The 24,747-nt window shown below is 69.0% G+C and carries 19 protein-coding genes and 1 pseudogene; 4 read left to right on the plus strand and 16 right to left on the minus strand.

The features are described from left to right. Positions 1–327: 327 nt before the first annotated feature. Positions 328–615: a hypothetical protein gene (locus ACF08M_RS25990; protein ID WP_392187672.1), complete on the minus strand. Its 288-nt coding sequence runs from the start codon at positions 613–615 to the stop codon at positions 328–330. Then, a complete protein-coding gene (locus tag ACF08M_RS25995; RefSeq protein ID WP_392187673.1) occupies positions 608–886 on the minus strand; it encodes a hypothetical protein in 279 nt (92 codons plus the stop codon). The genes ACF08M_RS25990 and ACF08M_RS25995 overlap by 8 nt, the downstream gene beginning before the upstream one ends. Here ACF08M_RS25995 and ACF08M_RS26000 point away from each other — a divergent pair. Further along, positions 883–1,581 (plus strand): annotated as a pseudogene (locus ACF08M_RS26000) (site-specific integrase); the annotation flags it as partial. The gene ACF08M_RS25995 and the pseudogene ACF08M_RS26000 overlap by 4 nt on opposite strands. Positions 1,582–1,783: 202 nt before the next feature. Here the strand turns inward: ACF08M_RS26000 and ACF08M_RS26005 are convergent. From ACF08M_RS26005 to ACF08M_RS26030, 6 genes are all read right to left on the minus strand, one after another. Then, a complete protein-coding gene (locus ACF08M_RS26005) occupies positions 1,784–2,422 on the minus strand; it encodes a hypothetical protein (protein ID WP_392187674.1) in 639 nt (212 codons plus the stop codon). Positions 2,423–2,433: 11 nt separating this feature from the next. Beyond that, positions 2,434–8,334, minus strand: coding sequence for a polymorphic toxin-type HINT domain-containing protein (locus tag ACF08M_RS26010; protein WP_392187675.1), 5,901 nt, complete (start codon positions 8,332–8,334; stop codon positions 2,434–2,436). A 39-nt stretch (positions 8,335–8,373) separates the two neighbouring features. Next, positions 8,374–9,399, minus strand: a complete 1,026-nt coding sequence (locus tag ACF08M_RS26015; protein WP_392187676.1) for a hypothetical protein — start codon at positions 9,397–9,399, stop codon at positions 8,374–8,376. A 143-nt stretch (positions 9,400–9,542) separates the two neighbouring features. After that, positions 9,543–9,737: a LamG-like jellyroll fold domain-containing protein gene (locus tag ACF08M_RS26020; protein ID WP_392187677.1), complete on the minus strand. Its 195-nt coding sequence runs from the start codon at positions 9,735–9,737 to the stop codon at positions 9,543–9,545. Beyond that, positions 9,734–10,066, minus strand: a complete 333-nt coding sequence (locus ACF08M_RS26025; protein ID WP_392187678.1) for a hypothetical protein — start codon at positions 10,064–10,066, stop codon at positions 9,734–9,736. Before ACF08M_RS26025 ends, ACF08M_RS26020 begins: the two co-directional genes overlap by 4 nt. Positions 10,067–10,400: 334 nt before the next feature. Further along, the gene (locus ACF08M_RS26030; RefSeq protein WP_392187679.1) at positions 10,401–11,246 is read right to left on the minus strand and encodes an LLM class F420-dependent oxidoreductase; all 846 of its coding nucleotides are present in this window, start codon (positions 11,244–11,246) and stop codon (positions 10,401–10,403) included. 231 nt (positions 11,247–11,477) lie between these two features. Here ACF08M_RS26030 and ACF08M_RS26035 point away from each other — a divergent pair, with 231 nt between their 5' ends. The 3 genes from ACF08M_RS26035 (at position 11,478) to ACF08M_RS26045 (ending at position 14,474) form a co-directional block, all read left to right on the plus strand. Continuing rightward, on the plus strand, positions 11,478–12,968 hold the full coding sequence (locus tag ACF08M_RS26035; RefSeq protein ID WP_392187766.1) for a CehA/McbA family metallohydrolase: 1,491 nt from the start codon (positions 11,478–11,480) through the stop codon (positions 12,966–12,968). A 187-nt stretch (positions 12,969–13,155) separates the two neighbouring features. Then, entirely contained in the window at positions 13,156–13,800 is a 645-nt protein-coding gene (locus tag ACF08M_RS26040) for a DNA polymerase ligase N-terminal domain-containing protein (protein ID WP_392187680.1), read from the plus strand. Then, on the plus strand, positions 13,797–14,474 hold the full coding sequence (locus tag ACF08M_RS26045; RefSeq protein WP_392187681.1) for an endonuclease: 678 nt from the start codon (positions 13,797–13,799) through the stop codon (positions 14,472–14,474). The genes ACF08M_RS26040 and ACF08M_RS26045 overlap by 4 nt, the downstream gene beginning before the upstream one ends. A gap of 61 nt (positions 14,475–14,535) precedes the next feature. Here ACF08M_RS26045 and ACF08M_RS26050 read toward each other — a convergent pair whose 3' ends face one another. The 8 genes from ACF08M_RS26050 to ACF08M_RS26085 form a co-directional block, all read right to left on the minus strand. Then, positions 14,536–16,101: an APC family permease gene (locus tag ACF08M_RS26050; protein ID WP_392187682.1), complete on the minus strand. Its 1,566-nt coding sequence runs from the start codon at positions 16,099–16,101 to the stop codon at positions 14,536–14,538. Between the two features lie 259 nt (positions 16,102–16,360). Continuing rightward, positions 16,361–17,824 carry an aldehyde dehydrogenase family protein gene (locus ACF08M_RS26055; RefSeq protein ID WP_392187683.1) on the minus strand — a complete coding sequence of 488 codons (1,464 nt, stop codon included), beginning with the start codon at positions 17,822–17,824 and terminating at the stop codon, positions 16,361–16,363. Continuing rightward, positions 17,821–19,560 (minus strand): amidohydrolase family protein, encoded by a 1,740-nt coding sequence (locus ACF08M_RS26060; protein WP_392187684.1) that lies wholly within the window; start codon positions 19,558–19,560, stop codon positions 17,821–17,823. The genes ACF08M_RS26055 and ACF08M_RS26060 overlap by 4 nt, the downstream gene beginning before the upstream one ends. Before the next feature lie 159 nt (positions 19,561–19,719). Then, a complete protein-coding gene (locus ACF08M_RS26065) occupies positions 19,720–20,841 on the minus strand; it encodes an LLM class flavin-dependent oxidoreductase (protein WP_392187685.1) in 1,122 nt (373 codons plus the stop codon). Between the two features lie 118 nt (positions 20,842–20,959). Beyond that, the gene (locus tag ACF08M_RS26070; protein WP_392187686.1) at positions 20,960–21,745 is read right to left on the minus strand and encodes an SDR family NAD(P)-dependent oxidoreductase; all 786 of its coding nucleotides are present in this window, start codon (positions 21,743–21,745) and stop codon (positions 20,960–20,962) included. A gap of 10 nt (positions 21,746–21,755) precedes the next feature. Next, positions 21,756–22,664, minus strand: a complete 909-nt coding sequence (locus tag ACF08M_RS26075) for an LLM class F420-dependent oxidoreductase (protein ID WP_392187767.1) — start codon at positions 22,662–22,664, stop codon at positions 21,756–21,758. Between the two features lie 243 nt (positions 22,665–22,907). Beyond that, positions 22,908–23,453, minus strand: a complete 546-nt coding sequence (locus ACF08M_RS26080; RefSeq protein WP_392187687.1) for a hypothetical protein — start codon at positions 23,451–23,453, stop codon at positions 22,908–22,910. Between the two features lie 174 nt (positions 23,454–23,627). Beyond that, positions 23,628–24,491, minus strand: a complete 864-nt coding sequence (locus ACF08M_RS26085) for an oxaloacetate decarboxylase (protein ID WP_392187688.1) — start codon at positions 24,489–24,491, stop codon at positions 23,628–23,630. Positions 24,492–24,747: the final 256 nt, after the last annotated feature.

The raw sequence follows: 24,747 nt of genomic DNA on the forward strand, positions 1-24,747 counted from the left end.
TTGTTGTCCGATCGGTAGACATGGCCGCTCCGTGATTTATATTCGGCGGCGAAGTCGCTTCCCCGAATCTCGCCCGCATCGGCCTGTGCGTCGAGGGATGCCTCACCGCAGTTATGGACAAGGACCGGAGTGGCCCCCGCCAGCACATAGTACGTGTGCTACGCGGCACCTCTCTACCTGCTTTGTCGCAGGTCAGCGCGGGATTTGCGTTCCGCTGGTGTCCGTAGTTGTGCGGGGGAATCCGTGGGTGTTGCCGTCGCTACTGCCGTCAGAAGCGACGGCCACGCGGTCGCGCTGCCGCTGGCCTGGTGTCGGTGCAGCGGGACGCTACTGCCACGCGCCAGGCTCGGCGCGGACGAGAGCGCGGACGGTCTGCTCGTAGAGCTGGTGGCCGCTCTGGGCGCAGTGTCCGGCGATCCAACGGGTGAGCTCGTCCGGGGTGTGCAGCGTGCCTGAGATGGCGCCGCAGTTGTGCTTTTCGCCGGTGACGCAGACCGCCTCGAACGTTGGCAGCGCCAGGGGGTCGGGGACGGGGGTCACGTGGTACTCGCGGAAGCGGTGGCGGCCCCGAGAGGCGTTGCGTGCTGGTGCGCCGGCGTTCGGCGAGTCAGGCATCCTCGGCGGCCTCTTCCTGATCCGGGATGCGCTGTCCGCGCGAGTCCGCGACCCTGAGCGCGTCCGTCAGGGCTTCTGCCAACCGGCGGGACAGCCAGCGGTATTCGGTCGCCGACAGGGTTTTCGCGCCGGGTGCCGTGGCGGCGCGGGCGTACTCCAGCAGTTCCTGGCCCATGCTGAGCTGTACCGTCTCGATGCTGTCGGCGAGGGTGTTGCGCAGGATCTCTTCCTCGCGGACGGCGTGCTCCAGGGCGGATTTGAGCACGGACACCGCGCCCCCGACGCTTCGAACCCCTCACCGCCGACGAAGAAGGCCAGTTCCTCGCCGCCACGCAGGATCACCGGCTGCAGGCCCTCTTCGAGCTCGCCCTCCACACCGGACTCCGCAAGGGCGAACTCCTCGGCCTGCGCTGGGAAGATCTCGACCTCGACGCGGGCACCGCCGCAATCCGCCGAACCTTGCAGCGCACGAGCACAGGCGGGCTCACCACGCTGCCCACCAAGACCCGGGCCTCCGAACGCCGCATCGCCCTCCCCAACCGCTGCGTCCAGTCCCTGAAGCTCCATCAGGAGCAGCAGCGCGAGCAGGAAACTATTGGCTCCTCTTGGCAGCACGACGGGCACGTGTTCACCACCGCGCAGGGCCGACCGATCGACCCGACCAACCTCACCCGCGCCTTCACCACGCTCCTCCGCAAGGCCGACCTCCGCCGCATCCGCTTCCACGACCTCAGGCACTCGACCGCGACCCTGCTCCTGGAACAGGGAGTCGAACTTGTCGTGATCAAGGAACTTCTCGGCCACGCCCACATCGGCGTCACCGCCACCGTCTACGCCCACGTCAGGCTCCGCCTCCAGCGAGACGCCATCGACAGTCTCAGCACCGTGCTCGGCAGCCCGAAGACCGCCGAGGCATCACGCTCCGGCGGCGACGAACCGCCACCCTGCGCCGCCCTCGTCCGCTGACGTTGCCGTCAACTACTGCCGTCATCCCACGCAGAAGCCCCGCCAGGACATACCTGGCGGGGCTTCAAATTTGCGACTGCTACCCAACATGGTTTGCGTCGCCGCGGATGGCGAGGCTGCACCTCGCCCTCCAACCGACGCAGCCCCCGGCGGCAGTTGCCGCACCGCCAGTAGGCATCAAGGGGCAGTCCGGCGGAACCTCTCAGGGCAGACGCAACCGATCCACCTTCAGCACCAACTTCATCTGCTCTGCGAGAGCAAGGTTCGCAGCCCCAGCCCGACGCATAAACCGAGTCGCGGGAAACTCGTCAGCGGGAAACTCCCCAAGGAAATCCACATCACCCTTGGTTTCGGCTAGGGATGCTTCCCCGGCCTCGTCACCCTTCAGGAAGTACTCCCCTTCGGCACTCTGATATTCCGCCAGAAATTCGGCGATCTCCGATCGGATTTCGGCGATCGAGATCGCCGAGTTCACTGCGGACTCTGGATCTACCTCAAGGAAGCTTGACATCGCGGACACCGATACGGAGATGGCATCCGCTGCGAAGCCGGCTGCTTCCCCGCCGACATCCTCAAGGCGAGTGATCCAGCGCTCTGACTCCTCTCGGACCCGCGTGAGATCCGACGCCGAGGCCTGCTGGATACCGCGCAGGTCCAGCCACACCGCATCCAGTCCGTTGTTGATCCGGTAAAAGGAGTCTCCCTCTCCTGAATCATGAAGGAACGCCATGGATACCGATCGCACCTTCGTCGCACACAGAGCCGTGACGGCCAGCCGTTGGCGTGGGGTCAGCCGTGCGCACTCCGCACGGACGACTTCGACGTCTTCGAGAAATCCCATCTCAATTCACCTCACGGAGTCCAAATCGCCTGTGTATCGCTGACCAGGGTCGCACCCTTGCCCTGCAGGAATCCCCGACATGCTGGGCAGAACGGTCTATTCACTGCCAGGCCTGTCGGCGTTAGGTCAAGATGGACTGCTGTCTCCCAGAGCTTGACCTCTGCATGTGGGAAGTTACCTGATGCGTCCACGCCAGTGCGCGATATCCCGAGCTCGTGAGGGAGGAGCTGTGCACGTTGAATCTGAGAGATATTCTTCCGTGCTCCAACAGCCACAACGTCGAGAGATTCCGGTCCACCGCCTACCGCGTGCATGACTCCAGTGGTCGCCCTGTCGTTCGCCTTCCCCGCCGGGATGAGCGCGTGCAGGGTGTCGGCCCGGTCTTGCAGGTTGTCAAGATCGAGAGCGCCGCCGCCGCAATTGTGAACAAGAACCGGCGTGGCCCCAGCCAGCACATAGTACGTATGCACGTCACTGACCGTCAGGTCATGTGTGCGCTGACGCTGATCGAAGTGCCGAATGCCTTCGACAGTGACGGACTCGCCGGTCGCCGTCCTGAGTTGCATACCCGGACGCAGCTCACCGGCATCGATCCAGGCGTTCTCGGAGGGGACCCAGAACGGGTGGGTCGTCGTCGAGACCAGGCGCGCCGGGGCACCCTTCTTCGGTGCGATCTTGAGGTCGACGAAGTGCTTGTCATCCTCGGTGACAATGGTGGCTACGACTTCACGGGTCGTCGTCCGTCCGGTCTCCGGGTCGGTCACGACGACCTTGTCGCCGAGCTCGACCTTTTCGATCGGCTTCTTCGAGCCGTCGGCCAGGAGCACCTTCGTACCTGGCAGGAAACTGTGGTTCGGAACCGGGCACGACCCCTGGTCCTTCTTCAACTTGCTCAGGGCAGCCTTTGCCTTGGCGCGCGCCACAGCCAGCGCGTCCTCTGCCTTGCTCAGCGCCTTCGATGACTTCATCAGGCCCTTGACGCCGCTGATGAGGTCACCGACCAGGCCTGCCACCCGCTTGGCGAGCTGGACGCCCTTGGCCCATTTCCAGGGAAGGCCGTACTTCGCCATGATCTTGCCGGCCAGGCCGCCCGCGAAGCTGCCCGCGACGTTCAGCAGCGTTTCACCGCAGGACCCCAGATCGCCGCTGGAGAAACAGTCCAGTGCGGCATCGACGCCTACGAGGTCCCGGACGATCTTGACGAGCGCCTTGGCGGTCTGCTTGATGCGCTGCTTCGCCTGGCCCTGCTGGGCCTGAGCGGCATTCCTGTCACCCGTGGCCTTCGCCACCTGCGCTTCCGTATCGGCCACATCGCCGGAGCAGTAGATGCCGCATCCACCGCCGCCACAGCTGTTGCCGTGCTCGGGGACCCCGGGCGCGCAGGGCAGCAGCCCGCTCGGGTCGGAGAGAGTGACAGGGCTGTTGTTCGCATAGGCGTATGCGTTCATCTGCTGCGGGTCGGTGTAGTCGATGACGGGATCGACCGAGATGAACTTCCCCAGCCCGGGGTCGTATTCGCGCGCCCCCAGATGCGTCAGCCCGCTCTGCTCATCGATCGTGCCGCCGACGAAGCCCTTCTCGCCGGGCCACTGGCCGGTCGGCTCGGCACGGGCCACCCCGTAAGGGTCGAAGCGCCGCTGGGTCACCGCTTGTGTGGCCCCGTCGATGGCCAGTTCAGCGGTTCCGTGATGGTCTGCGGCAAGGACCGTCAGCTTGTTGTCGTTCTGCCGGACCGCGATGGTCTGGCCCGCGTAGCTGTAGTAGCGCGTGGCCTCGACCGCCGTCGCGCCCTTCGCGAGGCGCAGTTCCATGCCGGGGAGATAGACCGTGGTCGCCTTGGCGTCCCGTCTCAGGACCCGGCCGCCGTCGGCGCCGTAGACGTAGCTGGTCTCGTCCCCGTTGGCCTCCGTCGCCCTGGTGAGGTCGCCGCTCGCGTCCCAGTCCAGCTTCTGCGTGTCGCCGCCGAGGGTGCGCGTGGTGGTGTTGCCCGCGTCGTCATAGCCGTAGGTGGACTTCTTGTCACCGGTCGGGGTGGTCTCCACGACCGTGGTCACCGCGTGCGGGCCCGCGCCGTTCTCTCCGTAGGTGAAGTTGCGCGTGACGTTCTTCGACGCGTCACCGCCCACGTCGTAGGAGTCGTCCTTCGTACGGTTGCCGATGGAGTCGGTCTCGTACGACGTGCGGTACGGCGCCGGGCCGCCGAGGCTCTTCACACCGGGGGCGGCCGCACACGCGGTCGGGGTGCCCTTGGTGAGGTCGCTGTCCTTCGTCCCGGAACCGGCCGCCTCGGCCGCGGTCGCCGCCGGGGTCCAGGCGTCCGTGAGCCGTTGTCCGCCGTCATAGGCGAAGCACTGGACGTCGGGCACGGCACCGGCCGTATCGGTGATGGCGAGGACGTTCCCGGCCTCGTCGTAGCTGTAGTTGGACGACTTGGCCGGGCCGGCCGAATCGACGACGCGCAGCGTGGAGTTGGTCATGCGATCGGTGCCGCGCTCGTACTCGAACGACTCCTGGATCGCCTTGCCCTGCCCGGTGGACAGGTGGAGGGCCTTGAGCAGACTGGTGGGCCCGTACAGGGTGTTGGTGACGTAGGAGGTATTTCCCGTCATCGAGACCGGGCGCTGCATCTTGTCGTACGTGTAGGCGATGGCCTCACCCGTGAGCGCGCCCGCCCCGGGCATTCCCTGGCCCTTGACCGTGCCGTCGGGGTTGTACGTGGTGGTGAAGGTGTAGATGCCGGCGAGCGCGCCCTCGGAGGCCGGGACGGTGTAGGCCGTCTTCTGCGGACGGTAGAGCGCGTCCATGCCCTGGATGATCGAGGCATACGACTCGGTGTCGTTGACGTACCGGTACGAAGCCCAGGCGTATCCCACCCAGCCGGGCTTGTCGTACTTGGTTTCGGTCAGCTTGGTGCCGGTCTCCGGTTCTCCGGACCATGTGGTGACGGGACGGCTGAGCTTGTCGTAGACCGTGGAGGTCTTGTTGACGGAGTTGACGGTGGTCGTGATCGGGCGGTCGAGCTCGTCGTACGCCGTCTCCGTGACGCCCGCGTCCGGATCGACGCTCTTCGTCCGCAGTCCGAGCTGGTTGTACTCGTACCGCCAGGTGTTGTTCTTCGGGTCGGTGACGGTCTTCAGGAGTCCGCCCTTGGTGTACGTGTACTTCGTCGAGTCGTACTGGTCACCCGGCCCGGACGGTACCGGTGACGGTCCGTGGTACTTGCGCAGCTCGGTCACCCGGCCCGCCGCATCGGTGATCGATGTGGTCGGGGTCTGGCCGACGGGCGGATCCACGTGGGTGCGGTCGCCTTCGTACACCGTGGTGGTACGCCACTGCTCGTAGCCGGCGACCTGGAATATCTGGGCCGTGGCACGGCCCAGGCCGTCGTACTCGTAAAGCGTCTGGGCGCCGACTTCGCCATCGGCGACGGTCTGCAACTTGTCGCTCGGCACACCGGCCGCGTTGTAGGTCGCATTCGTCTTCTTGACGTTGCCCGAGCCGTCGTAGAAGACATCACCGATCATGCGGGTGCCGTCGTGGCCCTCGGTCTGCAACTGCCGTGGCCTCAGCAGGGAGTCGTAGAACTGGTACTCGGCCCCGTATCCCCCGCTGTTGTCGATCTTCTCCGTCTTGACCACGACCGCGTCGTCCTGGCGGATGAGGTAGGAGTACTTGATGCTCGGGCTCTTCGTCTTCGGCCGATCCGCCAGCCACACGGAAGTGAGACGCCCCAGCGCGTCGTAGGCGAGGTCGGTCCGCCTGCCGTTGGGGTCGGTCTGACCGGTCGACGCTCCCCACGCGGGCGCGAAGTCCGTGCTGGTGACCTGTTGTTCCACATTGGTGACCGTGGTCTTCGAGATCAGGCCGTTGACATCGATGTACTTGGTCGTCGTCGCCGACTTCTTGGCGTCCTGCTGAGAGGTGGGGCGCCCGAACGCGTCGTAGGCCGTGCTACCGGTCACCTGGTACGTGGCAGTGGTGCCGTTGTGGGATGTGAGGCGTTCCGTCGACGTGGGAAGGCCACGGACCGGTGCCGCGCCGAATGCCTTGTCGTCGTAGAGCGTGCGTTCGTCGGCGAGGACGTCGGTCTTCCGGTTCGGGGTCGCCGAACAGTCGACGGTGACGGCCTCGCTGCGTGAGGGCAGCTCGTACAGGTTCAGGCCCGCGTTGTCCGCGTACCAGAGCCGCGTACAGGTGTCGTCCTCGGCGGTGGCGAGGTCGCCGAAGTCCTCGGTCCGGTCCAGCCGGACGTTGGGGCTGCCCGTGTCGTAGTTCGAGACCGATCTGGTGGTGCGCCAGGTGCCGCCCGGCATGGCCGTGTAGCCCCTGGTGGACTTCGTCTTGACGGCTGTCGCGTGACTGGTCAGCCAGGTCCGCGTCTGGGTGGCCGTGTCGTACTTCCATGGTTCGCTGAGGACCTTGGAGACGGCTTTGCCCTTGTCGTAGGTCGCCGTCTCGATCTCGAAGCCGGTGAATTCCTGGTGGCCGGTGTATTCGGCACCGGTCGAGTCCTTGACCTTCTCCGACCGGGTGCCGCCACCGGGGACCTGGTCGCCGTCCAGCCCCTGAAGGTAGGTGTAGTCGATGCGTGACTTCATGGCCTGGGAGGTGCCACTGGTGACGGAGACCTTGCCGTATCCCTGCCACTGGCCCCAGGTCAGGAACTTGCCGTCGGTCATGCCGTCCGGGTCGGCGTGACGCCAGCCCGCATCGCCCTGGTAGGTGTACCGGGTGGTCCGGTCGTCGGCGCCGCCGGTGCGGTCGGTCTCCACGACCTCCTCGACCACGTACTTGTGGAACCAGTCCGTACGCGGCTCGATGGTTCCGGGTGGCGCCCACACAACCGGATAGCAGCGCTTGACGGACTTGCCCGGCACGGGCAGGGCACTGGGCGTGCAGTCGGGTTCGGCGTACTTGATGTCCAGTTGCGCGCCCGTCTCACTCATCACTGTGGCGAGGCGGTAGCGGTGGATGGCGTCCGTGTTGTCCGTGGTGCTGTCGACCCGGTTCTTCAAGTGGATGCCCTGGAGCAGGACGGACGGCAGTTTGGCCGGAGTGCCGCCCTGCCCGGCGTGGTTGACCCGGCCTTCGTGGTCGATCTTGGACAGCCAGAGCGTCTTGGTCTGGTCGCCGTTGTCGGTGAAGAAGTGCGTGAAGGTCCAGGCGTCCACGTCCGCGTAGTCGGCCGCACCGGTGCCTGTGCTCATCTGGGTGGTGACGCCGGCCAGCCGCTTGGTCGTGAAAAACGTCTGACTGGACTGGGCGATGGTGCATTTGGTGTCGGCCTTGCAGTACCGGTCGACGGGGGTGTCGGGCCAGCGGGCGGCGTTGGCGGTGGTGAATTTCGACTCGGCGCAGTCGAAATTCGCGTCCGGTATGCAGCGCTCCTTCACGTCGAAGACGATGCGGGCCGGAGCCTTCGCCGTGTAGACCGAACCGTCGCGCTGGCCGTAGTCGATGCGCTTGAGATAGCCGCCGCGGTCGTACTCGGTGCCGTTGACGTCGGTCTTGGCGTTCAGGGCGTAACGGTTCTTCTCCGCGCCGTAGTAGTACGACATGACGTTGCCGTGGATGTCCTTGACGTAGTCGAGGTTCCACCGCCATGCCTGCTTGCAGTACGCCTTGGCGAACGTGGCGTTGTAGCAGGGGTCCTTCGGGTCGTTGCCGAAGACGGGTGCGGTCCATGTGGAGGAGGTCTCCTCCTTGCCAGCGGCCCAGCCCGGCAGCTTGTTGCGCCCGAAGGAGTACTCCGTGCCGTCCGTGGTGGTGACTTTCCAGTGCTCTCCGTCGTTGTCACCGTTGTCCACGGGGTACTTGGCGGTGGTGGCGTCGAGCTTCTCGACCTTGGCGCCGTTGTCCGAGGAGAGGTGCCATTTCTTCGACGTGTCGTCCTGGACCAGTTGACCGGACATGCCGTTGAGCATGATCGTGGCGTTGTCGAAGGCCCAGCACTATTCCGCCGAGGTCTTCTGTCCGTCCTCGGAGCACGGTTTGTACGAGCGCTCGATGTATCCGGGTTCGTAGCTGAAGCCCTCGCCGATCCATGACCCCTGATTGTTGGTGGCCGCGGTGCGGCCGTCCGCCGACTGGGAGGAGTAGCCGAACCCCACCGTGGGGGTGAGGCCCCCCGGAGTGGGAATCGTGCGGATCGGATAGTCCCAGGAGAAGCCTCCCGAGGACGCGGCGACCGACCAGCTCGCGGACGGGGCGAGGCTGGTCGCCTTGTAGTCGCCCTTGGCGGACGCATCACCTGCGGCAACCGCGTATACCGCCCCGGCACTCCCGGCCGCGGACGGGACTGCGGCCACTCGTGCGGTCAGGGTCTGCTGTGCCGAGTCGTTCTCGAAGCGGATCGGCTTGGGCGCGGCGGTGCACGAGGGGTCGGGCCCGGAGGCGGTCGCCGCACACGCGGGTAGTTGCATCAGCTGAAGCCGCGAGCCGTACGCGCCACCGGCACCATCGGCGAACTCTGCGTAATTCAGCGAGAGTTCGACGTCAGCGGCCTTCTCGCCGCCGTCCGCGCGCTGCACCGTGAGAAGCGCGGCGCTTCCCCATTTCCGCGCGGCCTCGTGGCCGAGCGAGGAGATCTTGATCTTCGACGGTGCCGTATCCGCCGCGGCTGTCGTCCTGTGCTTCACCGGGGCCACGGTGACCGGGATGCCACCGGGCCGGGCCCTGACGGCCGGAGAAGGCCCTGCCGCGCGGGTGGTGCGGAGTGAGGGTGACGCGGAGACAGCTACCTCCGCACTTCCGGCCTTCGGCCAGACGACCCGGTCCAGTCCCGTGGCGGCAGCCTTCTTCGCCGGGTCGACCGGCCGTAATGCCGCCCTGGCGTCCTTGACCTCGGCCGGATCGGGGTCCTTCGGAAGACCTGGAAGGCCGATGCTCTCCTGCCTGGGGGGCAGGGCCTGGGCGCTCCCCGCGGTCAGCGCGAGGGCCAGGCCGAGCATGAGCGCGCCCACGGTATGCCGGGGCATACGAGGGACGAGAAGACGACCACGCATAGACATCACATAGCTCCGCAAGGGCAGACTTGATTCGTTCAGAGGTCAGGTGAGACGTGGGGCGGCACCGGCGGCCGGGGCAGCGGTCCTGGACCCGGCCGTCGGTGGCCTCGGTGCTACATGGCCGGGTTGCCGGTCGGCACACTCATCCGGCTGATGGAGATCGGATCCGCTGCCCCGGCGTAGACGCGAACCTCGTCGATCGCTCCCGCGAAGTAGTCGCTGCCGCCCGCCTGTGCCGAGCGGCCGACTTGGAGCCCGCCGCTGGACGGCCACGTCGTGTAGTCGAAGCCCTTGGCCGTCGATGTCATCTGGCCGTCCACAAAGAGGCGTACCTCGTGCGTGGAGGTTCGTGCGCGGTGAAAGTGCCGGTCGGGTTGGCGAACACCTCGCGGCGCTCCTGGCGGAGTCCCGTCACCTCAACCGGTTCGCCGGCCGCTTCGGCAGCCGCCAGGGCAACCTGCTCGGTGGCCGCCTCACCGGACTTCGTGGCGGACGAGATCAGAGTGTCCGGCACTGCGGCAGTGGCCTGTCCCTGCCCCCCTGGCAGCACGAACGATCCCGCTGCGAGTACCGCTGTCAGCAGGCCGGTCACCGCCCCGCGACGCGTTGCCCGCCGGCCGATTCTGCGGACCTTCACCGTCTCGGCCCCACCTCTGCGCCGGCCGGTGCGACCGCACCGGCCGGCCGCATCCAGTGGCCCAAGAGGTTCCCGGCCCGAAAGTACTTCCCCCACATCGCAGCAGCCCCCCAGCTGTCTCCACATCAGTGGCGATCTCGTGAAGATCGCCACCGGAAACTACGGGAAAAGCTTTACGTGAGGAGGCATAGCCAACCCACAGGAACTTACATATGCAGGAAGCTGGCCCACCCACAAATCCCTGAAATCCCCATAAGACAAAACATAAGCCGCGGACGGTCGGGAACCCGGAAACCCAGCAGGCCAGGAGCGGAGGTCTCTGAACCCGCGGCAGCTACAGATACTGCGCGTACGCGTCGAGCGCCCGCAGCACCTCCGCCTCTCCCGCCGGAGGCAGTTGCAGGACGACCTCCTCGATGCCCAGGTCCGCGTAGTGCGTCAGCTTTCCCGGGCTCGGGAGTACCGCGTAGGGGACCACCTGGAGGTGCTTCGGGTCGCGGCCGGCCGATTCCCAGGCGTCGCGCAGTTTCGGTACGGACTCCGTCAGGCCGCGGCCGCCGATCGGGAGCCAGCCGTCTGCGTACTGCGCGATGTACGTGAACAGCTTCGGGCCCGCCGCGCCGCCGATCAGGGTGCGGGGGCCGTTCACCGGGCCACGGGGCTCCTGGACCGGCTTCGGGTACGCGTGACTGGCCCGGACGGAGCCGAACTCGCCGTTGTACGCCGTTGGTTCGTCCGTCCACAGGGCGCGCATCAGGGCCATGCGGTCGCGGACGAGTTCGCGGCGCGTCGACCATTCCACCCCGTGGTCCGCGGCTTCCTCGGTGTTCCAGCCGAAGCCGAGGCCCAGCGTGAACCGGCCGCCGGAGAGATGGTCGAGGGTGGCGATCTGCTTCGCCAGGCCGATCGGGTCGTGCTGGGCGACGAGCGTGATGCCGGTGCCGAGGGCGAGGCGTTCGGTGACCGCGGCGGCCTGGGCGAGGGCGACGAAGGGGTCGAGGGTGCGGCCGTACTCCGGCGGGAGTTCGCCGCCCGCCGGGTAGGGGGTCTCCCGGCTCACCGGAATGTGGGTGTGCTCGGGCAGATAGAGCCCGGCGAACCCGCGCTGTTCGAGCTCGCGGGCGAGCCGCAGCGGCGTGATCGTCTCATCGGTGAGGAAGATCGTCGTGGCGATCCGCATGGGAGGCACCTCCGTCGTGGTCCGGTGACGGCCCCAACGTATGCCGTGCGGTGCGGAAAACCGAGCGTCCCGGAGTTCGGGTTCCGGTCATTCCCCCCACCGTTTCCCCGGAATTCACGGCTCGCGGCCAGGGTCGGGGTACGTCACCTTTCACCGCACCGTCCCTCGTCCGTCACGACACCCCGGGGAGCCACCCGTATGCCCGCATCGCATTCCGCCCACGGCCGTCCGATGGCCAGGCGCGGCCTTCTCGTCGGTACGGCCGCCACCGCTCTAACGTTGGGCACTGTGAGTTTCGCCGACGCCGCGACCGGGGACGGCGCCCCGGACCGGACCAGGACCGTGCGCGGCACCCTGCCGACCGGGTCGCCCGACTATGTGTATCTGCCGGTCGAAGTACCGCGCGGAGTACGGGAGATCGCCGTCTCGTACACGTACGGGAAGACGCCCGTCCCGGCCGGGACCCAGGGCAACGCCCTCGACATCGGCATCTTCGACGAGCGCGGCACGGAGCTGGGCGGGCGCGGATTCCGGGGGTGGTCCGGCGGGGCGCGCACCGCGTTCTTCATCCGGGCGGACGAGGCGACGCCCGGCTACATCGCGGGGCCGGTACGGGCCGGGACCTGGAACATCGTCCTCGGGCCGTACACCGTCGCCCCGGAGGGGCTCGCCTACGAGGTGACGGTCACCCTGCGCTTCGGGCCCACCGGGTCCACGCCGGAGCCCGCGTACCCGCCGGAGCGCGCGAAGGGGCGCGGGCGCGCCTGGTACCGCGGGGACTGCCATCTCCACTCCGTCCACTCGGACGGCAGGCGCACCCCGGCCGAGATCGCCGCCGCCGCACGCGCGGCGGGGCTCGACTTCATCAACAGCAGTGAGCACAACACGTACTCCGCGCACGGCGCGTGGGACGGACTGTGGGGCGACGATCTGCTGGTTCTCACGGGCGAGGAGGTCACCACCCGCAACGGGCATGTGATCGCGCTGGCGACCGACCCGGGCACCTGGATCGACTGGCGCTACCGGGCGCGCGACAACCGGTTCGGGCACTACGCGAAGGCCGTGCGCCGGGCCGGCGGTCTGGTCGTGCCCGCCCATCCGCACGCCACCTGCATCGGCTGCCACTGGAAGTTCGGCTTCGGCGAGGCGGACGCGGTGGAGGTATGGAACGGTGCGTACACCCCCGAGGACGAGATCGCACTGGCCGAGTGGGACAACTCCCTTGTCGCGGCGGTCCGTTCGTCGAAGCCCTGGGTTCCGGCCATGGGTAACAGCGACGCGCACCGGGAGCCGGACAAGGTGGGGCTGCCGCAGACCGTCGTCCTCGCCGACGAGCTGTCGCGCGGGGCGATCGTGGCCGGGATCCGGGCGGGGCGCTCCTACATCGCCGAGTCGTCCGCCGTCGCCCTGTCCTTCGGCGCCTCGGGCGGGCGCGGCCGGCACGCCGGGATCGGTGAGCGGCTGCGGGTGGACGGGGACGCGACCCCGGTCACCGTACGGCTGGAGGTGACCGGGGCGCCGGGCTGCACCGCGCACTTCGTCACCGATCAGGGCACGCTGTTCACGGCCGTGCTGCCGGAGTCGGGGGCGGGAACGGTCCAGTGGCGTACGACGCCGGCCTACGCCGCCTATGTGCGGGCCGAGGTCCGGCACCCGGCGACGGTGCCGGGGCTGCCGGGAGCACTGGCGGCGCTCACCAATCCGGTGTTCCTGGAGGGTTAGGGCCTCAGAGCTTGCCGCCCATCATCTCGACGTCAAGATGCTTGATATCGGCATACATTCCGTCCGCGCGCCGCGCGCCGTGCGCCCGCCGTCCCGGTGCGCTTCACGCCCGGGAGCGTCACAGTGGAAGGGGGGCATCGGGCGGAAGGGGGGCATCGGGCGGGGCTGCCGGAGGAGGTATATCCGGATGGACGCGACCGGCGAGAGCGACGACCGGCTCCGGGACTACCGCGGCAAACGGCACTTCGACGTCACCACGGAACCGCGCGGCGACGGGGAGCGGGCGGGTCCGGCGCCGTGCTTCGTCGTCCAGATCCACCAGGCACGGCACATGCACTTCGACTTCCGGCTGGAGGTCGGCGGCGTGCTGAAGTCCTGGGCGGTGCCGCGCGGCCCCTCGGAGAACCCGCGCGAGAGGCGGCTGGCCGTCCCCACCGAGGACCACCCGCTGGAGTACCGCACGTTCGAGGGAGTGATCGCGAAGGGCGAGTACGGCGGCGGCACGGTGATCGTCTGGGACCAGGGCACCTACCGGCCGCTCAGCCACGACCGCCGGGGCGTGCCGGTGCCGTTCGAACAGTCCCTGGAAAACGGGCACGCGACCTTCTGGCTGGACGGCACCAGGCTGCACGGCGAGTTCGCCCTCACCCGCTTCAAGAAGGGCGGCGAGAACGGCGCCCCGGGCGGGGAGATCTGGCTGCTGATCAAGGCCAAGGACCGGCTCGCCACCCAGGACGGGCCGGAGGCGCCCGACCCGTACCGGGCACGTTCGGCCCGCACGGGGCGCACGCTGCAGCAGGTCGCCGCCGAGGAAGGAGGCGGGGGCCCGTGACCGCGCGCAGAACCGTGGAGGTGCTGCTCGACCGGTACGGCACCACCTATGCCGCCGAGGCCGGCATCCGGCTGCGGAACGCACCACAGCCCCTGTACCAACTCCTCGTCCTCAGCGATCTGCTGAGTGCCCGCATCCGGGCGTCCGTGGCGGTGGCGGCGGCACGCGCGCTGTTCGCCCACGGCATGCGGTCCCCGGACCGGATGATCGGAGCGACCTGGCAGCAGCGCGTCGACGCGCTGGGCGAGGGCGGCTACCGGCGCTACGACGAACGGACCGCCACCCAGCTCGGCGACGGGGCGGAGCTCCTGCTGGTCGAGTACGGGGGCGATCTGCGGCGGCTGCGCAAGGAGGCCGACGGCGACCTGGACGTCCTGCGGGGCGGGCTGCGCAGGACCCCGGGCATGGGCCCGGCCGGTGCGGACATCTTCGTGCGCGAGGTGCAGGCCGTATGGCCGGAGACGGCGCCGTTCCTGGACGGGAAGGCGCTTCAGGGCGCCGGGGAACTGGGGCTGCCCGCCTCTCCGGCGAAACTGGCGCACCTGGCCGAAGAAGCCGAGGGGGCCGAGGGGGAGAAGCGGGCCGGGGAGGCCGACGCGGTGCTCGCGGCGGCTCTGGTGCGTGCGGCGCTGGACAAGCACGTCGCGGCCGACGTCATGGAGCACGCCGCCTGAGGACGGCGGGCGGCGCGGGACCGGGGCACCCGCCGTCTCCGGGCGGCGTGCAGCCCGGCGGTCAGTCCGCCACGACCAGCGCCGGAGTCTCCTTCGTCAGTACCTCGCCGCGGAAGAACGCCGGGCTGCGGCGCCGCATCACCAGCATCAGCACCACGCCGAGCAGCAGCAGCCCGACCCCGATCACGAACACCGAGCCGACCCCGAAGACCGACGAGCCGGAGCCGTACGCGGGATTCCACATGTCGTGGAGGGTCTTGCCGAAGACCGCGGTGAGCAGGATGCCTCCGACGACCGGGAAGAGGCCCTTGAAGACCAGGTCGCGGACGGAGCGGGTCAGCTCGGCGCGGAAGTACCAGGCGCAGGCGAAGGCCGTCAGCGCGTAGTAGAAGCAGATCATGAGGCCGAGCGCGTAGATCGTGTCGACCAGGACGTGTTCACTGACCAGGGTCATGACCGTGTAGAAGACACCGGTCGCCACGCCCGCCGTGATCGTGGCCCTGCCCGGGGTCCGGAAGCGCGGGTGGACGCGGGCGTACGAGGGGGGCAGGGCCTCGTACGTGGACATCGCCAGGACCGTACGGGCCACCGGGATGAAGGTGGTCTGCAGGCTCGCGGCCGCGGAGGCGAGTACGGCGATGAAGAGCAGGACGCCGAGGCCGGGGCCCATGACCGGGCCGGCCAGCGCGGCGAAGACGTTGTCCGAGGTGCCGGGGTTGGCCAGGCCCAGACCGGAGGTGCCGGAGCCGACGGCCATCTGGGCGGCGACCCCGGTCGCCAGGTAGGAGCCGACCAGCACGACCATCGCTATGAGCGCGGCCCGCCCGGGGGTCTTCTCGCTTCCGGTGGTCTCCTCGTTGGCGGTCAGACAGGCGTCCCAGCCCCAGAACATGAAGATCGACAGCGACAGACCGGCGGTGAACGCGGCGAAGGACTGCACGGCGAGCGGGTTCAGCCAGGACCAGGAGAAGTGCAGCGACGAGGCGAACTCCCCGCTGTGCGCCTTCTGTACGGCCATCGCCACGAACAGGCCGAGGACGACCAGCTGGAGCCCCACCAGTGCGTACTGGAGGCCCTTGGTGGCCGTCATGCCCCGGTAGCTGATCGCCGTGGCGATCGCGATCAGGACCAGACAGGTGACGATGTGGACGGGTTTGCTGTCGTCCAGGGCGGCGATCGAACCGCTGCCCGTGATCTCGCCCGCCAGGAGCCAGAAGTACGAGGTGGCGACGCCTGCCAGGTTCGACAGGACGATGATCGTCGCGATGACCAGGCCCCAGCCGCACATCCAGCCGACGCGCGGGCCGAATGCCTTCACCGTCCAGGTGAAGGAGGTGCCGCAGTCCGGCATGGCCTTGTTGAGTTCGCGGTACGCGAAGGCGACGAGCAGCATCGGCAGGAAGCCGGCCAGGAAGACCGCCGGCATCTGCACGCCGACCTCCCCCGCCGTGGAGCCGAGCGTGGAGGTGAGGCAGTAGACGGGGGCGACGGTGGAGATGCCGATGACGGCGCTGCCCATCAGGCCGACTGAGTTCCCGCCGAGGCCCTTGCCGCGCACTCCGCCGTCGGCCGGGGCGGCCCCCCGGACCGTGTCTCCGGCCTGCGGCCGCACGTCCAGCTGTGTCATGGAAAGGACGTTAGGCGCTGCGATTTCCACATCCGGAGAGTGAGACTCCACCCCCTCGCTCTTGCGTTTCGGATGACAGAACGGACACGCGAGAGTGAATTGAAGGCGATCTTCGCTTTAACCCTTTCAACGAGAGGTCGATACCCGATCGCAGCAATGTACGAGAATCGCAGTACTGTCCGCTTTGTTGTGATTCAAAATTTTCCCGCGCGTGTCCGCTCAGCGGACACCCGCGGGGCCGCGTACGGCGTCCACCGGTTCAGCCCGGCCAGACGATCGCCTGGAGTTCGCTGTACGCGTGCAGGGCGTACGAACCGACATCGCGCCCGACACCGCTCTTCTTGAACCCGCCGAACGGGGCCTCCATGTTCCGCCCGATGGTGTTCACGCCGACCCCGCCGGCCCGCAGCCGACGGGCCACCCGGAAGGCCCGCGCCACGTCCGAGGACCAGACGTAGTCGATCAGTCCGTAGTCGCTGTCGTTGGCGAGTGCGATGCCCTCCTCCTCGTCGTCGAAGGGGACGACCACGACGACGGGGCCGAAGATCTCCTCCCGGACGACGCGCATGTCGTTGGTGCAGTCGGCGAGGAGGGTGGGTGCGACGTAGAAGCCCCGGCCGGGTCCGGCCGGGCGCTCGCCGCCCGTGACGATCCGCGCCCCCTCCTTGCGGCCGAGCTCGACGTACGACTCCACGCGGTCGCGGTGGGCGGCGGAGATGACCGGGCCGACGACCGTGCCCCTGGCCGCCGGATCGCCCACCTTCAGATGGCCCGCGTACGCGGCGAGCTTCCCGATCAGGGCGTCGTGGGCCGCGCGCTGGACGAGCACGCGGGTCGGGGCCGTACAGATCTGGCCGCTGTAGAAGGAGAACGTGGTGCCGATGCCCGCCGCCGCGGAGTCGAGGTCCGCGTCGTCGAGGACGACGGCGGCGCCCTTCCCGCCCAGCTCCATCAGCTGACGCTTCATCGAGCGCCCGCACACCTCGCCGATGCGCTGCCCGACGGCGGTGGAGCCGGTGAAGCTGACCATGTCGACGTCCCCGCAGTCCACGGCCGCCTCGCCCGCCTCGGGGCCCGATCCGGTGACGACATTGACGACGCCCGCCGGAACGCCCGCCGCTTCGAGCGCCTCGGCCATCCGGTAGACGGAGAGCGGGTCCTGCGGTGCAGGCTTCACGACGACCGTGTTGCCCATGGCGAGCGCGGGGGCGATCTTGCCGGCCGGGTTGGCCCAGGGGTTGTTGTACGAGGTGATGCAGGTGACGACGCCCACCGGCTGGCGTACGGCGAGCGCCCCGAAGACACCGGCCCGGCCCATCGGCCCGGCCTCGTTGATCTGAGGGGCGACGGCTTCCTCGGCCGGTTCCAGGGCGCCCCTGGCGTACCGGCGGAAGCGGGCGGCGCCGACGGCGACCTGCATGCCCCTGGCCGTCGGCGTGGTGGCGCCGCTCTCCGCCTGGGCGAGCGCTGCGTTGCCGACGAGGTCGCGCTGCATCAGGTCGGCGGCCCGGTCGAGGATCGCGGCCCGCTCCTCGGGCCGGGTCCGGGACCAGCCGGCGAGGGCCTCGCGGGCGGCGGACGCGGCCGCGTACACCTGCTCACGGCTCGCCTCGGGGGCGAGGCCGACGACCCCCTCGGTGGCCGGGTTGATCACCTCGTAGTGGCCGTGGTCGGGTTCGGTCCACCGCCCGCCGATGAAGAGACGCCGGTTTCCGTCGCTCATTGGGTGCTCACCGTCCGGGTGTCGCGGCCGGAGCGCAGCACCGTGCCGGGGACCGCGCCGGTCACCTTGTCATCGCGCAGGGTCTCCACACCGTTGACGCGGACCGACACGATGCCGATGGCCTTGGCGTCGAGCCGGGGGCTGTCGCCGGGCAGGTCGTGCACGAGGGTGGCGGGCCCGGCGTCGATGCGCTCGGGGTCGAAGAGGACGAGGTCGGCGTGGAAGCCCTCCTCGACGCGGCCCCGGTCACGGAGCCCGAAGAGCCGGGCGGGATCGTCGGTGAGCATCCGGACGGCCTGTTCGAGCGGGACGAGTCTGCGCCGGCGCAGGCAGTCGCCGAGGAAGCGGGTGGTGTACGGGGCGCCGCACATCCGGTCCAGGTGCGCACCCGCGTCCGAGCCGCCGAGCAGGACGTCCTCGTGTTCCCAGGTGCGGCGCCGCAGCTCCCAGGAGGCGGGGTCGTTGTCGGTGGGCATGGGCCACAGCACCGTACGCAGCCCGTCCTCGGCGCAGATCTCGACGAGGCAGTGGAAGGGGTCCTGGCCGCGTTCCGCGGCGATGTCGCCCACGACGCGTCCGCTCAGCCCCTCGTTGGCCGCGCTGTAGGTGTCCCCGATGACATAGCGGCCGAAGTCGGCGAGGCGGCGGAAGACGCCGGCCTCCTTGCTGTCGGCGCGGCGGAGCATCTCGGCGCGGGTGGCGGCGTCGCGGAGCCGTTCGATGCGTTCGGGGACGGGGAGGGCGAGGATGTCGCCCCAGCCGGGGATGAGGTTGAGGGCGCAGAAGGTGCCGAGCGACATGTTCATGGGCGTGAGGATCGGCATGGTGAGGGCGACGATCCGGCCGCCCGCCCGGCGGGCCCGTTCGCTGGGGACGAGCTGGCGCGGTACGCGCTCGGGGACGGCGGCGTCGATGGTGAGGACGTTCCAGTTCAGCGGACGTCCGGCGATGGCCGTCATGTCGACGAGGAGTTCGATCTCCTCGTCGGAGAACTGGTCGAGGCAGCCCGCGACGATCGCTTCGAGCTGGGTGCCCTCGTGTTCGCCGACGGCGCGGGAGAGGGCGAGGAGTTCCTCGGGGAGCGCGTGCCGGGAGGCGACCGGTTGTCCGTCCCCGTCGGAGTGGGTGGCGGACTGGGTGGTGGACAGCCCCCAGGCCCCGGCGTCCATCGCGTCGTGGAAGAGCGCGAGCATGGCGTCGAGCTGTCCGGGGGTGGGCTGTCCGCCGATCGCGTCGGCGCCCATGACATGCCTGCGCAGGGCGCAGTGGCCGACCATGAACCCGGCGTTGACGGCGATCCGTCCTTCGAGGGCGTCGAGGTATTCGCGGAAGCTGGACCAGGTCCACTCGACGCCCTCCTCCAGCGCCTTGAGCGCCATGCCCTCCACCCGCGCCATCATGCGCCGGGTGTAGTCGGCGTCCTCGGGGCGTCCGGGGTGGAGCGGGGCGAGAGTGAATCCGCAGTTGCCTCCGGCGACGGTGGTGACGCCGTGATTCATGGACGGGGTTGCGTACGGGTCCCAGAAGAGCTGGGCGTCGTAGTGGGTGTGGGGGTCGACGAAGCCGGGGGCGAGGACGAGGCCGGTGGCGTCCTCGGTGGTAACGGCTTCCTCGGCGAGCGTGCCCGGTTCGGCGATGACGGCGATACGGCCGTCGCGGATGCCGACGTCGGCGGGGTACGAGGGTCCGCCGGTGCCGTCCACGACGGTCGCTCCGCGGATGAGGTGGTCGAGCATGACGGGGTTCCCTTCTGTGGTGTATGTGGAGCCGGGGTGCGCACGGCCGCGGCCCGCACCCCGGCTCCCCGCAGCGGCGGTCCGGGAAGACGCCGCAGCTTCCGGCGGGGCTCCGCCCCCGGGCCCCCGCTCCTCGATCGCCAAAGGGGCTTGCCTCTCCTACGCCGCGTCGCGGAAGCGTGAGGTCCGGTGCACCGGGTCCGTGTCGATCTCCGGGATCACGTGCTCACCGATCAGCCTGATCGAGTTCAGTGTGTCCTCGCGGCTGATCCCGATCGGCAGCCCGAAGCTCAGCTGATCCGCCCCCGCCTGCTCCCACCGCTTGCACTGCCGCAGCACCTCGTCCGGATCGCCGCAGATCATCAGCTCCTCGGCGATCAGGAGCTCGATGATCTCCTCGGAGTACTCCGGCAGCAGCTGAGGCCACTCCGGTATGCCCTCCGGCCGGGGGAACGTGTCGTGGTAGCGGAACAGCAGCGACTGCAGGTAGTTCAGCCCGCCGCCCACCGCGATCTCGACGGCCTTCGCGTGCGTTTCGGCACAGATGGCCGTGGAGGTGACCATGACGTTGTCGTTGACGAAGTTCCCGACGGGTTCGGCCTCCTTGACGGCCGTCTTGTAGGACTCGACGACCCACTCCATGTCGGAGACCTTCTGCACGCTGAAGCCCAGCACGCCGAGCCCCTTCTTCCCCGCCATCGCGTACGAGGACGGCGACCCGGCCGCGTACCACATCGCCGGGTGCGACTTCCCGTACGGCTTGGGCAGGATCTTGCGCGGCGGCAGCGACCAGTGCTTGCCCTGGAAGCCGACGTACTCGTCCTGGAGCCACATCTTGGGAAACTCGGCGATGGTCTCTTCCCAGAGTTCCTTCGTGTGGTTCATGTCGGTGATGCCCGGCATGAAGCCCAGGATCTCGTGGCTGCCGGCCCCGCGCCCGGAGCCGAATTCGAAGCGGCCCTCGGAGAGGTGGTCGAGCATGGCGACCTTCTCGGCCACCTTCACGGGGTGGTTGACGGGGGCGAGCGGGTTGAAGATGCCGGAGCCGAGGTGGATGCGGTCGGTGGCGTGCGCGAGGTAGCCCAGGTACACATCGTTGGCCGAGAGATGCGAGTACTCCTCCAGGAAGTGGTGCTCGGAGGCCCAGGCGTACTTGAAGCCGGACTTGTCCGCCTGGATGACGTACTCGGTCTCCTCGATCAGCGCCTTGTGCTCTGCCCCGGGGTCGTCCTTGGCCCGTGCGGCGGGCACGTACCCCTGTACAAAGAGCCCGAATTCCAAGGGGGTTCACCGTCCTCCATCGTTTCTGACACACCGTCAGATCGTGATGCGTCCGACTGTTCCACCGGCACCCCCACCCGTCAATACCTGATGCCTCGTCAGATCAACTCGGAGCGGCTCAGAACAGGCTGACGCCCGCCAGCCATCCCCCGTCGATGACGAACGGCTGCCCGGTGATGTACGAGGAGTCTTCCGAGGTCAAAAAGAGCGCCAGCGCCGCCACCTCCTCCGGCCGGCCGATCCGCCCCAGCGGTACGTGCTTCCGGTACAGCTCGGCCACCGCCGCCCTGGACTCCTCCGGGTCCGCGGTCGGATCCAGCGCCGCCGGGTTGGTCATCGCGGTGTCCACGGCCCCGGGACAGAGCGCGTTGACCCGTATCCCCTTCGCCGCCAGCTCCACCGCCGCGACCTTGGTCAGCCCGAGCACCGCGTGCTTGGTGGCGGCGTACGCGCCCACGAACGCCATGCCCGTGAGCCCCGTGTACGAGGCGGTGTTGACGATGGTCCCGCCGCCCGCGGCCTCGATCTCGGGCGCGACGTTCCTGATCCCGAGGAACGCGCCCACCTGATTGACCTGCACCACCTGCTGGAACTCCTCCAGCGGTGTGGCCACCAGCTCGTTGAACCGGAGGATCCCCGCATTGTTGACCAGCCCGTCGATCCTGCCGAAGGCATCCTTCGCGGCAAAGACAGCGGCCTGCCAGTCGTCCTCCCGGCTCACATCCAGATGGACGAACCGGGCGACGTCCTCGCCCAGCTCCTCGGCCAGCGCCTCGCCCTGCTCGTCGAGCACATCGGCGATCACCACCCGTGCGCCCTCCGCGGCGAAGAGCCGCGCCTCCTGCTCGCCCTGCCCGCGCGCCGCACCGCTGATCAGCACGGTGCGTCCGTCCAGCTTGCCCATGACCTGACTCCTACCTGTCGAGATGGGGTGCGACCTCGGCGGCGAACGCCGCCATCTGGTCGGTCAGTTCACTACGGCTCCGGCTGCGGAACCGCACCTGGATCTGATGGACGCCCATGGCCCCGTACACACGCAGCGACTCGGCGAGGACCTCCGGCTTGCCGGTGAGGGTGCGCCGCCCGACGGACCACTCGGGCTCACCGACGTACAGCGGCTCGGTGATCGCGCCGACGACGATCGGGGCCTCGATCCCGGCCGCCTCGCGCAGCTCCCTCAGCCGGGCGATCTGCGCGGGCAGCTTCTCCCGCGGGTCGCCCTGCGGCAGCCAGCCGTCACCCCGCACCGCGGCCCGGCGCACGGCGGCGGGCGAGGATCCGCCCACCCAGACCGGCACCCGTTCCTGGACCGGGCGCGGCAGCTGCCCGAGCCCGGCGAAGGAGAACCGCTCCCCCGCGAACTCCGGGTACTCCTCCGGGCCGAGGGCCGCCTTCAGCGCGTCGATGGTCTCGTCGAGCACCTTGCCCCGCCCGTCGAAGTCCGCCCCGAGCGCCTCGAACTCCTCCGGTACGTGCCCGGCCCCGACCCCGAGGACCAGCCGGCCGCCGCTGAGGTGGTCGAGGGTGGCGTACTGCTTGGCGGTGGCCAGCGGGTGGCGCAGCCCGACGACGGCGACATGGCTCATCAGCAGGACCCGCTCGGTGATCCCGGCGAGGAAGGAGAGGGTGGCGACCGGGTCGTACCAGACGGTGCCCATGACCCCGGCGAGCCGCCGCGGGATCGCGACGTGGTCGCAGCTCGCCAGGTAGGAGAAGCCGGTGCGGTCGGCGGTGCGGGCGATCTCGGCGAGGTCGGCGGGGCCGGCCGCGGCCTCCCACCCCTCGGCGTAGATGGTGCTCTGCGACTGGACCGGGAGCTGCATCCCGTACGACAGCGGCCCGGTGAGCGGTATCGGCACCGAACGGCCTCCTTCCCGCTGGAATCTGACGCATCGTCACTTGACGGGCGCGGGGGCCATCGTCGTACCTGACGTCACATCAGACAAGGGGCGGGGGCGGGCGAAACGGTGGGCCTCGTCACCGCCGGACCGGTGCGGCACGTAGCACCCGCCGGACCGGCCCCTTCGCCGGGCGCGGGCTCACCGGGCCGGGCGGGACCGGTGACATCAGGGCCGGGACGGAGCGGCGGTGTCCGCCCCGGCCCGGCGCGACCGACGGGTGGATTCGTGATCGGCATCGCCCTCGTCGTCGTCCCCTCCGCTCGCCGCGCTCTCGGGCCCGGCCGCGGGTCCGGGGCGCGGCCCGGGACCGGGAGCTGCCGCTCCCGCCGGTCTCTCCGCCCCGGCCGCTGCCTCGCCCTCGTCCTCATCCTCGATTTCGTTTGTGCTTTCGTTTGCGTTTTCGTCCGGCGCGGCCTGGACGCCCACACCCTGGGAACTCGACACGTTCTGGTCGATCGCACCCCCGCCGCCGTCATGGTCGCTGCCCGCCGTGCCCTTGCTGAACGGGCCCAGCACGTTGAGGGTCCGGTCCACCTCCAGCCAGGAGTCGGCGTTGGAGTTGTCGATGGTGACGAGGGAGGGCCCGTGGTGCGTTTCCATGCCTCCGTCGGGGGCGTCGGCCCAGGCGTTCCCGGCGGCCAACTGGCCCTGACAGAGCGCGCCGAGAGCGACCACCAGGGCCGCGCGCGCCTTCATCGAGGTGATTCCCATGATCCGGCTCTTCTCTCCCGGCCGCACGGTCCTGCCGGTCCGTGCACGGCCTGTTTCGCTGTGGTTTCGGGTGCGCCGGGGTCCCGATGGCACACAGACGGGCGTCATCGGGCCCCGGCATCCGGATGGAACGGGCGAGAGGCCGGGCCGCGCGCTCCCGGCGCATCGTCCACGTCAGACGGCCGCCGGCTCACGGACGGGGTGGTGCCTGCTGATGTTCTTCTCCAGCAGCTCCGTCGAACGCCGCACTCCGATGCCGTGGGTGGCCACGAACTCGGGAAGCCGTCCGTCGGACTGCTTGAGATCCGTCAGTGCGGCATCGATGGCGGCGTGGGCGGCAAAGAGGCAGGGGGTGCTGTAGATGGCCACCTGGCACTCCAGGTCGGCCAGTTCGGAGAGCGAGAGCCTGGGTGACTTCCCGCCCGCGATCTGGTTGAAGAGCAGAGGCTTGTCACCGACCACCTCCCGGATCCGCCTGATCCATTCGACGCTGCGCACGCCGTCGACCAGGACGACATCGGCGTCCGTCGCGGCCAGCGCCTCGGCCCGGCGCAGGATCTCGTCCTCCTCCGTGGCGTCCGTGCGGGCGACGACGACCAGATCGTGCCTGCTCTCCAGTACGAGGTTGAGCTTCTCCAGGTACTCCTCCAGCGGAAGCACCTGCTTGCCGTCCGCGTGACCGCAACGGCGCGGGCGCTTCTGGTCCTCCAGGATGACGCCGGAGGCGCCGATCCTCTCCAGCCGCTGGACCACGTGGCAGGCGACCTCGTGGTCGACGTAGCCGTCGTCGATGTCGACCAGCAGGTGGTGGGCGGGGAAGGCCAGCCGCAGCCGCTCCACGAAGGCCACCATGTCGGGCCAGGCGATGAAACCGATGTCGGGGAGCCCGTAGTGGGAGGCGGCGAAGCCGAATCCGGATACGAAGAAACCGTCGTAGTGCCGGGCGACGACGGACGCCGAGTACATGTCGTAGATGCCGATGAGAGGCGTCGTTCCCGGGCTTCGGACTTCTTCCCTCAGCGCACTTCCGTAACGCACAGCGTCTCCTTGCCAATGGGTCGTTGATTCGCGGATCGCCACTTGGCGCATCGACGATGCGCCGAGTGGTGAGTGATGTGAACTCCGGCGATACCGGGACCGGACCGGAAGCCACCGAGACACGGGAAGACGAATCGGGGCTCGCGGGTGTCGCGGTTCGGCAGCAGAACGATGCGGCGGGTGCGGGAGCACCAGGACGCAAAATCTGCCTCGTCGCGAAGACGCGTATACCTATACCGACATGACCGTCTCTTTA

The organism is Streptomyces sp. NPDC015032 (genome assembly GCF_043080425.1).
Classification (GTDB): Bacteria; Actinomycetota; Actinomycetes; order Streptomycetales; family Streptomycetaceae; genus Streptomyces.

What these genes read in the sequence shown, in the direction of transcription:
- ACF08M_RS26080 (WP_392187687.1), bottom strand. Translation starts at nt 23,453, where the DNA reads ATGGGAATCACCTCGATGAAGGCGCGCGCGGCCCTGGTGGTCGCTCTC.
- ACF08M_RS26075 (WP_392187767.1), bottom strand. Translation starts at nt 22,664, where the DNA reads ATGCAGCTCCCGGTCCAGTCGCAGAGCACCATCTACGCCGAGGGGTGG.
- ACF08M_RS26010 (WP_392187675.1), bottom strand. Translation starts at nt 8,334, where the DNA reads ATGTCCGGTCAACTGGTCCAGGACGACACGTCGAAGAAATGGCACCTC.
- ACF08M_RS26070 (WP_392187686.1), bottom strand. Translation starts at nt 21,745, where the DNA reads ATGGGCAAGCTGGACGGACGCACCGTGCTGATCAGCGGTGCGGCGCGC.
- ACF08M_RS26035 (WP_392187766.1), top strand. Translation starts at nt 11,478, where the DNA reads ATGGCCAGGCGCGGCCTTCTCGTCGGTACGGCCGCCACCGCTCTAACG.
- ACF08M_RS26005 (WP_392187674.1), bottom strand. Translation starts at nt 2,422, where the DNA reads ATGGGATTTCTCGAAGACGTCGAAGTCGTCCGTGCGGAGTGCGCACGG.
- ACF08M_RS26040 (WP_392187680.1), top strand. Translation starts at nt 13,156, where the DNA reads ATGGACGCGACCGGCGAGAGCGACGACCGGCTCCGGGACTACCGCGGC.
- ACF08M_RS26030 (WP_392187679.1), bottom strand. Translation starts at nt 11,246, where the DNA reads ATGCGGATCGCCACGACGATCTTCCTCACCGATGAGACGATCACGCCG.
- ACF08M_RS26020 (WP_392187677.1), bottom strand. Translation starts at nt 9,737, where the DNA reads ATGACATCGACGGCCAAGGGCTTCGACTACACGACGTGGCCGTCCAGC.
- ACF08M_RS26015 (WP_392187676.1), bottom strand. Translation starts at nt 9,399, where the DNA reads ATGCCCCGGCATACCGTGGGCGCGCTCATGCTCGGCCTGGCCCTCGCG.
- ACF08M_RS26060 (WP_392187684.1), bottom strand. Translation starts at nt 19,560, where the DNA reads ATGCTCGACCACCTCATCCGCGGAGCGACCGTCGTGGACGGCACCGGC.
- ACF08M_RS26050 (WP_392187682.1), bottom strand. Translation starts at nt 16,101, where the DNA reads ATGACACAGCTGGACGTGCGGCCGCAGGCCGGAGACACGGTCCGGGGG.
- ACF08M_RS26055 (WP_392187683.1), bottom strand. Translation starts at nt 17,824, where the DNA reads ATGAGCGACGGAAACCGGCGTCTCTTCATCGGCGGGCGGTGGACCGAA.
- ACF08M_RS25990 (WP_392187672.1), bottom strand. Translation starts at nt 615, where the DNA reads ATGCCTGACTCGCCGAACGCCGGCGCACCAGCACGCAACGCCTCTCGG.